Annotated in this window: 12 protein-coding genes (1 of these 12 cut by a window edge); 3 read left to right on the top strand and 9 right to left on the bottom strand. The window is 64.2% G+C overall.

Going from position 1 to position 12,070, the window contains the following annotated elements; translation table 11 throughout:
- The 7 genes from XI05_RS25775 to XI05_RS25745 all read right to left on the bottom strand — a co-directional run.
- A protein-coding gene (locus XI05_RS25775; RefSeq protein WP_271507048.1) for a TRAP transporter substrate-binding protein crosses the window boundary here: on the bottom strand, nucleotides 1–143 show its 5' end (the start). It extends 949 nt beyond the left edge of the window; 143 of the gene's 1,092 nt are visible here — the first part of the coding sequence; the start codon lies at nucleotides 141–143; its stop codon lies off the left edge, out of view.
- Between the two features lie 320 nt (nucleotides 144–463).
- Nucleotides 464–1,555 carry a TRAP transporter substrate-binding protein gene (locus tag XI05_RS25770; protein ID WP_271507046.1) on the bottom strand — a complete coding sequence of 364 codons (1,092 nt, stop codon included), beginning with the start codon at nucleotides 1,553–1,555 and terminating at the stop codon, nucleotides 464–466.
- Between the two features lie 273 nt (nucleotides 1,556–1,828).
- Complete coding sequence (locus XI05_RS25765; RefSeq protein WP_271507044.1) at nucleotides 1,829–3,142, bottom strand: NAD(P)H-dependent oxidoreductase; 1,314 nt, start codon at nucleotides 3,140–3,142, stop codon at nucleotides 1,829–1,831.
- Between the two features lie 136 nt (nucleotides 3,143–3,278).
- A complete protein-coding gene (locus XI05_RS25760) occupies nucleotides 3,279–4,079 on the bottom strand; it encodes a phytanoyl-CoA dioxygenase family protein (protein WP_271507042.1) in 801 nt (266 codons plus the stop codon).
- Between the two features lie 185 nt (nucleotides 4,080–4,264).
- Nucleotides 4,265–4,942, bottom strand: a complete 678-nt coding sequence (locus XI05_RS25755) for a GntR family transcriptional regulator (RefSeq protein WP_271507040.1) — start codon at nucleotides 4,940–4,942, stop codon at nucleotides 4,265–4,267.
- Between the two features lie 173 nt (nucleotides 4,943–5,115).
- Entirely contained in the window at nucleotides 5,116–5,928 is an 813-nt protein-coding gene (locus XI05_RS25750) for an alpha/beta fold hydrolase (RefSeq protein WP_271507038.1), read from the bottom strand.
- 3 nt (nucleotides 5,929–5,931) lie between these two features.
- Nucleotides 5,932–6,750 carry an alpha/beta fold hydrolase gene (locus tag XI05_RS25745; protein ID WP_271507036.1) on the bottom strand — a complete coding sequence of 273 codons (819 nt, stop codon included), beginning with the start codon at nucleotides 6,748–6,750 and terminating at the stop codon, nucleotides 5,932–5,934.
- Between the two features lie 134 nt (nucleotides 6,751–6,884).
- Between XI05_RS25745 and XI05_RS25740 the strand changes: the two genes are divergently transcribed.
- A complete protein-coding gene (locus XI05_RS25740) occupies nucleotides 6,885–7,427 on the top strand; it encodes a methylated-DNA--[protein]-cysteine S-methyltransferase (RefSeq protein WP_271507034.1) in 543 nt (180 codons plus the stop codon).
- Between the two features lie 132 nt (nucleotides 7,428–7,559).
- Here the strand turns inward: XI05_RS25740 and XI05_RS25735 are convergent, their stop codons facing one another.
- Complete coding sequence (locus XI05_RS25735) at nucleotides 7,560–9,104, bottom strand: acyl-CoA synthetase (protein WP_271507032.1); 1,545 nt, start codon at nucleotides 9,102–9,104, stop codon at nucleotides 7,560–7,562.
- A gap of 116 nt (nucleotides 9,105–9,220) precedes the next feature.
- Nucleotides 9,221–10,393, bottom strand: coding sequence for an acetyl-CoA C-acetyltransferase (locus tag XI05_RS25730; RefSeq protein WP_271507031.1), 1,173 nt, complete (start codon nucleotides 10,391–10,393; stop codon nucleotides 9,221–9,223).
- Nucleotides 10,394–10,627: 234 nt separating this feature from the next.
- Between XI05_RS25730 and XI05_RS25725 the strand changes: the two genes are divergently transcribed.
- Nucleotides 10,628–11,206, top strand: coding sequence for a TetR family transcriptional regulator (locus XI05_RS25725; RefSeq protein ID WP_271507029.1), 579 nt, complete (start codon nucleotides 10,628–10,630; stop codon nucleotides 11,204–11,206).
- A 53-nt stretch (nucleotides 11,207–11,259) separates the two neighbouring features.
- Nucleotides 11,260–12,018, top strand: a complete 759-nt coding sequence (locus XI05_RS25720; protein WP_128939966.1) for an SDR family NAD(P)-dependent oxidoreductase — start codon at nucleotides 11,260–11,262, stop codon at nucleotides 12,016–12,018.
- Nucleotides 12,019–12,070 lie beyond the last annotated feature (52 nt).

Raw genomic sequence — 12,070 nt, 5'->3', positions numbered from 1 at the left:
TAGAGCGTATCGAGCGCCTTTGGCCAGCTCGCCGCGAGGCGCCATCTCACTTCCGGCGACGACTGTGCGATGGCTGGTGCGGCAACGGCTGTGCTTGCTGCCAGCCCAGCCCCTGTCACTTTTAGGAAATCACGACGTTTCATGCGTATCCCTCCGTTGCGCCGATTCCTCGTCAAGGGAACGATCTTGGTGTCGTCTTTGCGTCGCCGATAATCGACGTGGGTGTTTCAAAAATTTTGGCGTTTCCGAAGGCCCTTCGGGCTCTTTTTGGATTCCGCGCATCGCGGTACGGCGTCAGGATGACCGGTCGCCTTGCGATAATCAAGCGTCGTCGCTGCGCTCGCACTTGCGAAGCCGAGTGTTAACGCGGCTTTCGGTCCGAAATGCCGGACAAACTAACCAAAACCCCGGAGACAGCGGTATCTCCGGGGCTTCTTCGTCTTTAGTCGTGGGTGGCAGCGCCTCATGTCTTGGCGCGCATCCGCGCCATGAAGCTGTCGTAGCTCAGCTCCGCAACCTGCGTCCAGGGCAGCGAGTCGTTCTTGAACGCCATCATGCTCGCATGCATCTTGCCGAAATGCGGATTGGACTTGGAGAGGTCCGCGTAGATCTCGTTGGCGGCGTTGTAGCAGGCCTCGAGCACCTCCTGCGGGAAGCCTCTGACGATTGCACCGTTCACGATCAGCCGCTTCAGCGCCGGCGCATTCACTGCATCGTATTTGCCGGTGATCCAGGTGAAGGTATCGCGCGATGCCGCGTCGATCGCCGCCTTGTAATGCTTGGGCAGCGCATTCCACTTTTCGATGTTCATGATGTTGTGGCCCTGGCTCGTGCCTTCCCACCAGCCGGGGTAGTAGTAGTATTTGGCGACCTTCACGAAACCTAGCTTCTCGTCGTCATAGGGGCCGACCCATTCGGCGGCGTCGATGGTGCCCTTCTCCAGCGCCGGATAGATGTCGCCGCCAGCGAGTTGCTGTGGCACGCAGCCGAGCTTGGAGAGGATCGTGCCGGCGAAACCGCCGATGCGCATCTTCAGGCCCCTCAAATCGTCGAGGCTCTTGATCTCCTTCCTGAACCAGCCGCCCATCTGCGCGCCGGTCGATCCGGTCGGGATGCCGTAAACATTGTGCTCTTTGAGCAGATCGTTGACGAGATCCTGCCCACCGCCCCACAACAGCCAGGAAATCTGCTGCCGCGTGTTCAAGCCGAACGGCAGTGCGGTTGCGAAGGTGAACGCTGGATTCTTGCCCCAGTAGTAATAAAGCGCGGTGTTGCCGATCTCGACCGTGCCGTTGGAGACGGCGTCCAGTACCTGCAGGCCTGGAACGATCTCTCCGGCCGCAAACGGCTGAATCTGGAATTTGTTGTCGGTGAGGTCGGCGACCTGCTTGCAGAAGTATTCGCAGCCGCCATAGAGCGTATCGAGCGCCTTCGGCCAGCTCGTGGCGTACCGCCACTTGATCTCGGGCGAGCTTTGCGCAATCGCCGGCGCCGCCACTGCGGTGCTCGCTGCCAGGCTCACGCCCGTTACCTTCAGGAAATCACGACGTTTCATGCGGACCCTCCGCTATGCCGATGCCTTCGATCAGGAACGATCTTGGTGTCGTTCTTTGCGAGACTCGGCGTTGTTTTGTTTGAGGTTTGATAGCGTTTCCGAACGACCCTGATGGGCCTCTTCTTGTTGGAATCCCCACTATGATGGCATTCCGTCAGCAAGGATGACCGTTCGTCTCGCGATAATCAAGCCATCAACCATCTCGCGCCTGCGAATGCGCGACAGACACCCGCAAGGCGAGAGGCGAGGCGCCCGTGGCGCCGATCTGTTCCCTTACCGCTGCTTCGCGAAAGCCGTCTCCATCGCTTTTCGCACCCTGATCGTCTCGTTCTTTGCATCGAACTCGACATCGCTCCAGCGCACCACCGTGCCGTGGGCGACGTCGTGCTTCAGCTTCAAGCGATGTGCGAGCCCGATAGGCAGGGCGCCGGCCTTGAGGCTCGCGGCCGCCGGTAACAGCTTGCCCCACACCGTGTAGCCGCCTTCGCCGTCCAGCATCTCCCCGGCACGCAGATTGCGTTTGGCCACGGCCACGACGTCGCCGCGGAAGCCGTAAGGCTGCCCAGTGGCCTCGCCCCGCAGCGCCGCCGCCAGCACCGAGATGTTCAGCTCGAGCCCGATCAGATGATAGGGCTTGTACATGGCGGCGAAGCGTCCGCTGGAATCGGTCTTCAGGCCATATTGCCGGAAGCAGTCGGCGGCATAGTCGTTTGGCGCCTCCAGCACGACATAGACGCCCCAGCGCAGGTCGCGAAACACCGGCCGGCCGTCGCGTTCGAGCGAGGAGACGACTTCGACAAGGCCCGATCGCTCCAGCACGCCGCCGCGCGAGCGCGGCCGCATGATATGCGGCAAATCGTCGACGCCGCAGGGCGGAAACGACAGGCCGTCCGCGGGCACGTCGAGGCCGCAGGCATTGGCGATTGCGGCCATCTCGATCGCCGATTTGGTGCCGTCGAGGAAGGAGTTGAACATCTGCGGAGTCATGCCGGCCGACTGCGCTTCACCCGCGGTCAGGCCGTAATGCTGCCAGACGCCGTCGGGCGTCACGTCGTGATAGGCCGGCAGGTACTTTGTGCCCTTGCCGGCAGCAACGACGCGGAAGCCGGTGGCCCGCGCCCAATCCACCATCTCCGCGGTCAGCGCCGGCTGGTCGCCATAGGCGAGCGAATAGACCACGCCGGCCTTGCGCGCTTCCTCGGCGAGCAGCGGGCCCGCCAGCACGTCCGCTTCGACATTGACCATCACGATATGCTTGCCCGACGCGATCGCGGCGCGCGCGTGGCGGATGCCGACGGCGGGATTGCCGGTCGCCTCCACCACCACGTCCATGCCGCCGCCGGCGATGGCGCGCGCGCCGTCATCGGTGAACACCGTGGCGGCGATGCGCTCGGCGTCCCAGCCGACGGTGCGGCAGGCCTCGCGTGCCCGGTCGCGGTCGATGTCGACGATGATCGGCACCTCCAGCCCCGGCGTGTGCGGCACCTGTGCGAGGAACATCGAGCCGAACTTGCCGGCGCCGATCAGCGCGACGCGAACGGGCTTGCGGGCGGACGCGCGGGCCTGGAGGAGGCGGAAGAGGTTCATGGGGGAACATCCGTGGGTGCAACAAAGCTCGTCATTCCGGGGCGCGCGAAGCGCGAGCCCGGAATCCATTCATCCACAATCTCTGCGGCCCGATGGATTCCGGGCTCGACGCTGCGCGTCGCCCCGGAATGACAGGTTACTCCGCCGCTTGGCGCGGTGCCCTTGCCAGCCGCAGCAGCGCGTCGTCGTCCACCGTCTTGATCGGCGTGAAATCGCGATGCGCGATGTAGTCCGGCCGCGTCGGTGTGCGGATATGGTTCGAGACCGCGTTCAGCGTCAGGTACACGATCTTGCGCGGATAGGGCGTGATGTTGCCGCTCGATCCGTGCACGAGATTGCCGTGGAACATCAGCATGCCGCCCGGCTTGCCCGTGGGTGCGACGATGCCGCCCTGCTTGACGAGGCGCGTGACCGTGTCCTCGTCCAGCGTCCACAGCGGATACGAGGTGGTGGCGAGGTCGTGTGATGCCTCGAGATCGCCGGCATTCTGGCTGCGCGGCACCAGCATCAAGGGGCCGTTGATCGGCATCACCTCGTCGAGGAAGATCGCGATGTTCATCGCCCGCGGCTCCGGCATGCCGTCGTCGCGCTTCCAGGTGCCGTAATCCTGGTGCCATTGCCAGACGTCGCCGGTGAAGGCCGATTTCGCGTTGATCTTGAACTGGTGCATGTAGACCGGCTCGCCGAACAATTGCTCGACCGGCTCGATCATGCGCGGATGCGCGCCGAGGATCGCGAACGCCTCGTTGTAGAGATGCGCGGCAAAGGCCGTGCGCGGCGCGCCGCTCTTCTCGCGCCAGACTTCGGGCCGGTTGGCGTCGTAAATGGCGACCGCCTCGCGCGCCAGCAGGTCGACCTCCTCCTGGGCGAACAATTCGGGCAGGAACAGCCAGCCCTCGCGGTGGAAGAACTCCAATTGCTCCTGGGACAGTCTCATGGGTCGTCCTCCTGTTTGTTTGTTTTCGTCATTCCGGGGCGCGACGAAGTCGCGAGCTACGGTGCGCAATTGCGCACCGGAGAATCCATTTCCCCGCAGTCTCTGCCGCCCGATGGATTCTCTGATGCGCAATTGCGCATCAAAGCTCGATGCTGCGAATCGCCCCGGAATGACGGTGGCAATCGCTACGCCGCCGCCTCGTCCGCTGCCCGCAATCTCTCCTCGGTCATCCGTCCGGCCGTCTGCGCGTGCGCCAGCGCGGCGCGTTCGGCCGCTTTGGCGTTGCCGCTTAGAATGTGTCCGGCAATATCGGCATGCTCCGCCCAGGCCTTGGCCCGATAGTCGAGCTCGGAGAGCACCGTCGCCATCGAGCGCCGCATGTGCGGCCATTGCGGCGCCATGGTCTCCTCGATCACGGGATTGCCGGCGAGCTGATAGATCGCGCGGTGAAAATCGACATCGAGGGTGATGAGCTCGGATAGCATCGTGTTGTGGTCGCTGCGGCGCCCGGCGGCGAGCGCTGTCTCCAGTCGCGCGCGTCCCGCCGCGTCGCTGGCCGCGCGTGTCGCCGCAAGGTGGGCCGCCAGCGCGTCGATGGCGCCGCGCACCTCGTAGAGCTGGCGGATGCGCGCAGGGTCGAGCTGGGTCACTTCAAAGCCGCGACGGCCGCTCTCGGCGACCAGGCCCTGCCGGTGCAACAGATGCAGCGCATGCGACACCGGCTGGCGCGACACGCCGAGCCTGTCGGCGAGCTCGTTCTGCCGGATGCGCTGGCCGGGCTGAAGCGTGCGATCGGAGATCGCCTCCAGGATCCGCGAATAGACCTGGTCGATCAGGTTCGGGAGCGGGTCGAGAGGAATCACGCCGTCAGCTCCAAATGGAATACGGAATTCCGTGTTCGAAGCTACTCCCGGGATGGGCGGGGGTCAAGCACGGCTGACCGCGTCAGACGCCCCATCTTAGGTCCTGCTTAAGCTATTGATATTGCTTGGGCCGTCTACTGTGCATGGGGTTGTTTTCGTCGAAACGGGAGGAGCTACTTCGCCAGGAACCCGTTCACCACCTCTCCGAACTCCAGCGGTGCTTGCTCGAACATCCAATGGCTGGCGTTCGCGATCACCGCCGTCTCGGCGCCCGCGATGTGCGCGGCCAGCACGCGCCACATCACCGACAGGCTGCCGGTGGTCGCGCCTCCGCCGATCAGCAGCGTCGGCGTCCTGATGGCCTGCGCATCGCTGAGCGTGTAGGGCCGGCGCTGCTCGTTGATCTGGCCGAGGAAGGTGAGCGCGTTGTCGCGAAGTTGCTGCTTGGCCGCAGCCGGCACACGCCGCCAGGAGCCGTCGCCTTCGATGCCTTCGTAGAAGTTCTGCAGCGCGCCCTCGAGATCGCCGGCGCGGATCATCTCGACCGATCGCGCGGTGCGGGCCGCCAGCGGCGGATGCGCGGGCGTGCCTTCGGGCACTGGCAGGGATGCGTCGAGATCGCCGCCGGGCTCGGCCAGCACCAGCTTGCGCAACAGATCAGGCCGCGCCTGCGCCACGCGAAAGGCGATGTGGCCGCCGCGCGAATGGCCCATCAGGTCGACCGGGCCGGGCTTGACCTGCCCGAGGAAGGCGATCGTGTCCGCGACATGCTGCGCCATCTTGTAGTCGTCGCCGATTGCGTCCCAATGCTCGGGAAAGAAATGCCGTAGGCTGACCGAGATCACGCGACGGGATTTCGACAGCGGGCCGAGCACCGAATACCAGGTGCGAAAATCACCTAACGTGCCGTGCACGCAGACCAGCGGCGGGCCGCTTCCCACTTCAAGATAAGCCATGTCGTAACCGTTGACGCGAAAGCTCTGCATGGGTCACCTCGCCAGAAAATCGAGAACCACTTCGGAGAATTTCTGCGGCGCCTGCTCGAACATCGGATGGGTCGCGTTCGGGATGATCGCCGTCTTGGAATAGGGCACATGCGCCGCGAGCGCATGCAGCACTTTCGGCAGAAGGCCCTTGGTCCGCGCGCCCAGGATGAACAGCGTCGGCATCTTGATCGCCTCCGCGTCCACCTTGGAGAACGGCGGGCGATTGTCGCGGACCTGGCCGATCAGCGTGTAGGCGTTGTCGCGCAAATTCTGCTTCACCATCGCCGGCAGCCGCGGCCAGGTGCCGGGGCCTTCCAGCGTGTCGACGAAGACGGCGAGCCCGCCGTCGACATCGCCGGCAGCGATCTTCTCGGCCGAGGCCGTGAAGCGCGCCAGCAGCGGTGAGGGGCCGCCGACGTAATCCGGATCAAGGCTCGCATCGAGCTCGCCGCCGGGCTCGGCCAGGATCAGCCGGCGCAGGAGATCGGACCGCTGCTGCGCCACGCGGAAGCAGATATGCCCGCCGCGGGAATGGCCCATCAAATCGACCGGCCCGAGATCGAGCTTGTCCACGAAGGCGATGACGTCGCTGGCATGCTGGGCGATCGAATAGGTGTCGCCGACCCCATCCCATTTTTCCGGGAAGAAGTGGCGCAGGCTGACGGCGATCACCCGATGCCGCTGCGTCAACGGGCCCAGCACGCAGCCCCAGACCCGGAAATCATTCAGCGATCCATGCACGCAGACCAGCGGCGGTCGGCCCCTGTCCTCGCCCACGTCGAGATAGGGCATGTCGTATCCGTTGACGTGAAGGCTCTGCATCGTGGACTCGCGAGAGAGGATCGGAACTCTGTGCAAGATTCCCGGAAACCGGGTGGATCGCAACTATTTCCAAGCCTAGATTTGGCGTGAGTTGAAAGTGGGGCCTGCAACGAAAGCAAGCCAGGAACCAAGCCATGAGCGACCAGCATTTTGCCCTGTTCGACACAAGGATCGGCCTGTGTGCCATCGCCTGGGGCCCGCGCGGCATCAACGGCACGCAGTTGCCGATGGGCGGCGAGCAGAAGATCCGCACCCGCATCAGCCAGCGCCATGCCGACGCCACCGAGGCCGAGCCGACCGCCGAGGTGCGAGAGGCGATCGACCGCATGACAAGACTGCTCGCGGGCGAGCCGGACGATCTCACCGACATCCCGCTCGACCTCGACGGCGTGCCCGAGTTCAATCGCGGCGTCTACGAGATCGCCCGCGCGATTCCGCCGGGCAAGACCATCACCTATGGCGACATCGCCAAGCAGCTCGGCGGCGTCCAGCTCTCGCGCGACGTCGGCCAGGCGCTCGGCCGCAACCCGTGCCCGATCGTGGTGCCCTGCCATCGCGTGCTGGCGGCCGGCAACAAGCCCGGCGGTTTCTCGGCGAATGGCGGCGTGGTCACCAAGCTGAAGATGCTCGAGATCGAAGGCGCGCTGGTGAATCACTCGCCGAGCTTGTTTGATTGAGGGCAACGGTCTCGTGCCCCGGACGCCGACTTCGTAGGGTGGGCAAAGCGAAGCGTGCCCACCAAACCGACGCAAAATGGACAGGTGGTGGGCACGGCGCTTCGCGCCTTTGCCCACCCTACGGATCCCGCCTCAAATCTTCGCCGCCGTCTTCGGCCAGTACCGATCGCGCAGGTGTCGCTTCACCAGCTTACCCGTGGGCGTGCGCGGCAGCTCGGCTTCGAAATCGATCGAGCGCGGGCACTTGATCGCGGAGAGGCGGCTCTTGCAATAGGCGATCAGATCGGCCTCCAGCGTCTTGCCCGCGCGGCGCATGTCGTGGGGCTGCACCACCGCCTTGACCTCTTCGCCCATCTCCTCGTTCGGCACGCCGAACACCGCGACGTCGGCGACCTCGGGATGCGTGATCAGCACGTCCTCGGTCTCCTGCGGATAGATGTTCACGCCGCCGGAGATGATCATGTAGGACTTGCGGTCGGTGAGATAGAGGAAGCCGTCCTTGTCGAGATAGCCGACATCGCCGAGCGTCGACCATCCCTTGGCGTTGTAGGCCTTCTTCGTCTTCTCGGGATCATTGTGATAGGTGAAGGCGGGCGCGTCGGCGAAATAGACGGTGCCGATCTCACCTGTCGGCTGCTCCTCGTCGTTCTCGTCGAGAATCTTGATCTTGCCGACCACGGCGCGGCCTACGCTGCCGCGGTGCTCCAGCCATTGCTGCGAGTTGCAGACGGTGACGCCATTGCCTTCCGAGCCGGCGTAATACTCGATCAGGATGGGTCCCCACCATTCGATCATCTTCGCCTTGACGTCGACCGGGCAGGGCGCAGCGGCGTGGATCGCGCCCTTCAGCGTGGAGACGTCGTACTTGGCGCGCACCTCGTCGGGCAGCTTCAGCATGCGCACGAACATGGTCGGCACCAGCTGGGATTGCGTCACCTTGTACTTCTCGACCAACTTCAGGAATTCTTCGGCGTCAAAATGCTCCATGATGATGGAGGTGCCGCCCAGCACGATCGCCATCATGTTGAAGCGCAAGGGAGCGGCATGATAGAGCGGCGCCGGTGACAGATAGGTGCTCTCCGCGTTCATGCCGCACATGTCGGCGCAGAGCACGCGCAGGAAGGCGTTCGGCACGTCGATCCTGTTGCCTTCGAATGCCTTCTTGATTCCCTTCGGGCGGCCGGTGGTGCCCGACGAATAGAGCATGTCGTAGCCGGCGACCTCATCGGCGATCGGTGTGGTCGGCTGTGCCGCGGCTTCCTTGTCGTAGGAACGGAAGCCCGGCAGTGGCTCGTCCATCATGTAGAAGATCGGCTCGCCCGGCGCGCCCTTGATCAGGTCCTTGATCTGATCGGCGCATTTCGGCGTGGTGATGACGACCTTGGCGCCGCAATCCTTGATGATGTAGTCGATCTCGTCCTGCTTCAGATAGCGGCTGATCGCGGTGTAATAGAGCCCGCTGCGTTGAGCGGCCCAGCACAGCTCCATGAAAGCGAGGCGGTTCTCCATCAACAGCGCGATGTGGTCGCCGGCCTTGAGGCCAAGCGAGCGGAACAACTGCGCGCCCTGGTTCGAGAGCTCATCGAGCTCCGGATAGGTGATCGCCTTGCCGGTGCCGGCCATCTGGTAGGCGATCTTGTCGGGCGTATTGCGGGCGTGGATGGAGGGATGGGTCATGGCGTTTCCTCAAAACGCGAATGGCGAGTAGCGAGTGGCGAATAGGGAAGAAGGGCAACCGCTCTTCGCCTACGCACCATTCGCTACTCGCCACTCACTACTCGCTTTTGTTCTTCTTACAGCCGTTCCACGATCGTCACATTCGCCATGCCGCCGCCTTCGCACATGGTCTGCAGGCCATAGCGCTTGCCGCGCTGGTGCAGGGCGTGGACCAGCGTCGTCATCAGCTTGGTGCCGGAGCCGCCGAGCGGGTGGCCGAGCGCGATGGCGCCGCCGTTGACGTTGAGACGCTCGGGGTCGGCGCCTGTGGTCTTCAGCCACGCGGTCGGCACCGAGGCGAAGGCCTCGTTGACTTCGAACAGGTCGATGTCGCCGATCTTCATGCCGGCCTTCTCCAGCGCACGCTTGGTCGCGTGCAAGGGAGCGTCAAGCATGATCACGGGATCGCCGCCCGTCATGGTCATGTGATGGATGCGCGCGAGCGGCTTGACGCCGAGCTGCTTCAGGCCCTTCTCGTTCACCACCATGACGCCGGAGGCGCCGTCGCAGATCTGGCTGGCGCTGGCCGCGGTCAGCTTGCCGTTCTCGGCGATCAGCTTGACGCCCTTGATGCCGTCGAGCGTCACATCGAAGCGGATGCCTTCGTCGATTGTATGGGTGTCCTTGCTGCCGTCGGCGCGGGTGATGTCGAGCGGCACGATCTCCTTCTTGAAGTGACCCGCTTGCGTCGCCGCGATCGCGCGCTGATGGCTGTTGTAGGAATACTGGTCGAGCTCATCCTTGGAGAGGCCGTACTTCTCGGCCATCATCTCCGCGCCGGTGAACTGGCTGAACACGATGTTCGGATACTTCTTCTCGATGCCCGGGCTCTTGTAATTGCCAAAGCCGTTCTTGGCCGGAAGCTGCGACGACAGGCCCATCGGCACCCGCGTCATCGATTCCACGCCGGCCGCGATCACGACATCCATCGCGCCGGACATCACGGCTTGCGCGGCGAAGTGCAGTGCCTGCTGCGAGGAGCCGCACTGGCGATCGATCGAGGTGCCCGGCACGCTCTCCGGCAGCTTTGACGCCATGATCGCGTTGCGCGCGACGTTGTTGGACTGCTCGCCGACCTGCATGACGCAGCCCATGATGACGTCCTCGACCTGGGCGGGGTCGACCTTGGTGCGGTCGACCAACTCGTCCAGCACCTTCGCGGCGAGATCGGCCGGATGCCAGCCGGCAAGGCGGCCCCCCTTGCGCCCGCCGGCGGTACGCGCGGCGGCGACGATGTAAGCCTCGGCCATGTCGGTCTCTCCCTGAATTCTTGATTGGGTTGGTTGTCGGGGTCGGATTTAAGGGACCGGAGATCGTTTAGTCAATCGATCAATTAACTCTTGTGATGAGGCGCTGCTTGCGCTTATCTGCGCCCCGCTTCCAGCGGCCAAACAGGGATCTCCGTGGCGACCAGCGTACCGAACAGGCTCCCCGGCGGGAAAAATTCCACGGCAGGGAAATTGCTAGTGGCCGCGAGCGAGCTGATGATCGAACGCTCCTCGATCGAGATCTCGCTGTCCGACATCGCGCAGAAGTCGGGCGCCAACGCCGCGCTAGTCAAATATCACTTCGGCAACAAGGATGGCCTGTTGCTGGCGCTGCTGGCGCGGGACGCGGCGACCGAGATGTCCAATCTCGAATATCTGCTGGCGCAGCCGATCACGTCGACGGCGAAGCTGAAGCTGCATATCGCCGGCATCATCCGCGCCTATCACCGGTTCCCCTACATGAACCGGCTGATCCACTATCTCTTGCACGAGACCAGCGCGAGTTCTGCCGATGAAGTCTCGAAGTTCTTCGTTGCGCCGCTCTTGGACTTCCACCGCCGCCTGCTGGTAGAGGGCGTCAGCCGCGGCGAATTCCGCCCGACCGATCCGGTGTTGTTCTACACCAGCCTGATCGGTGCCTGCGATCATCTGTTCTTCGGCCGGCACGCGATGTCCCGCGCGACCGGCGTCGGCCCGGTCACCGACGATGTCTGCCGGCAATACATCAAGCACATGGAAACGCTGATCTGCGGCGGCATCCTCACGCAAGCCGAGGAAGCCGCCGCAGCCGGATAGTCCGGCCGACACTTCAAGTCTAGAGAAGAAACGCTCAAGGAAAGGTACACGCGATGCAGTTGAAAGACGTAGCCGTTCTCATCACCGGCGGTGGTTCGGGCCTTGGTGCCGCGACCGCCCGCGCCATGGCGGCCAAGGGCGCCAAGATCGGCGTGATCGACCAGAGCAAGGAAAACGCCGAGAAGGTCGCCGCCGAAGTGAAGGGTGTCGCGCTGCATGCCGACGTCACCAGCGAGGAGCAGATCAAGGCCGCGATCGCGAAAGCGGAAGCTGCGCACGGCGTTGCCCGCGTGCTGATGAACTGCGCCGGCATCGGCGGCTCCCAGCGCATCGTCGGCCGCGACGGCGTCTACCCGCTCGAAAAGTTCGCGCGCATCATCAACGTCAACCTGATCGGCACCTTCAACTGCCTGCGTCTGTTCGCCGAGCGCCTCGTCACGATCGAGCCCGTCGGCGAAGAGCGCGGCGTCATCATCAACACGGCCTCGGTTGCGGCCTACGAAGGCCAGATCGGCCAGATCGCCTATTCGGCGTCGAAGGGCGGCGTCGTCGGCCTGACCCTGCCGGCCGCGCGCGATCTCGCCAGCCAGAAGATCCGCGTCAACACCATCGCGCCCGGCCTGTTCTTCACGCCGCTCTTGATGGGCTTGAACGAAGAGGCCCGCAAGAGCCTGGGCGCCCAGGTGCCGCATCCCTCGCGTCTCGGTGACGCCGCCGAATACGGCATGCTCGCGGTGCACATCGTCGAGAACCCGATGCTGAACGGCGAGACCATCCGTCTCGACGGCGCCATCCGCATGGCGCCAAGGTAAGCGGCGCACTTACCCTCCCCTGGAGGGGGAGGGTCGATCGCGCGAAGCGCGA

Origin of the sequence: Bradyrhizobium sp. CCBAU 11357 (genome assembly GCF_028128865.1) — a bacterium.
Taxonomy (GTDB): Bacteria; Pseudomonadota; Alphaproteobacteria; order Rhizobiales; family Xanthobacteraceae; genus Bradyrhizobium.
This window is presented reverse-complemented; position numbering and strand designations above follow the sequence as displayed.

Coding starts and splice junctions, on each gene's coding strand:
- XI05_RS25740 (WP_271507034.1), top strand. CDS start 6,885: ATGAGCGACCAGCATTTTGCCCTGTTCGACACAAGGATCGGCCTGTGT.
- XI05_RS25770 (WP_271507046.1), bottom strand. CDS start 1,555: ATGAAACGTCGTGATTTCCTGAAGGTAACGGGCGTGAGCCTGGCAGCG.
- XI05_RS25745 (WP_271507036.1), bottom strand. CDS start 6,750: ATGCAGAGCCTTCACGTCAACGGATACGACATGCCCTATCTCGACGTG.
- XI05_RS25760 (WP_271507042.1), bottom strand. CDS start 4,079: ATGAGACTGTCCCAGGAGCAATTGGAGTTCTTCCACCGCGAGGGCTGG.
- XI05_RS25765 (WP_271507044.1), bottom strand. CDS start 3,142: ATGAACCTCTTCCGCCTCCTCCAGGCCCGCGCGTCCGCCCGCAAGCCC.
- XI05_RS25730 (WP_271507031.1), bottom strand. CDS start 10,393: ATGGCCGAGGCTTACATCGTCGCCGCCGCGCGTACCGCCGGCGGGCGC.
- XI05_RS25720 (WP_128939966.1), top strand. CDS start 11,260: ATGCAGTTGAAAGACGTAGCCGTTCTCATCACCGGCGGTGGTTCGGGC.
- XI05_RS25750 (WP_271507038.1), bottom strand. CDS start 5,928: ATGCAGAGCTTTCGCGTCAACGGTTACGACATGGCTTATCTTGAAGTG.
- XI05_RS25725 (WP_271507029.1), top strand. CDS start 10,628: ATGATCGAACGCTCCTCGATCGAGATCTCGCTGTCCGACATCGCGCAG.
- XI05_RS25735 (WP_271507032.1), bottom strand. CDS start 9,104: ATGACCCATCCCTCCATCCACGCCCGCAATACGCCCGACAAGATCGCC.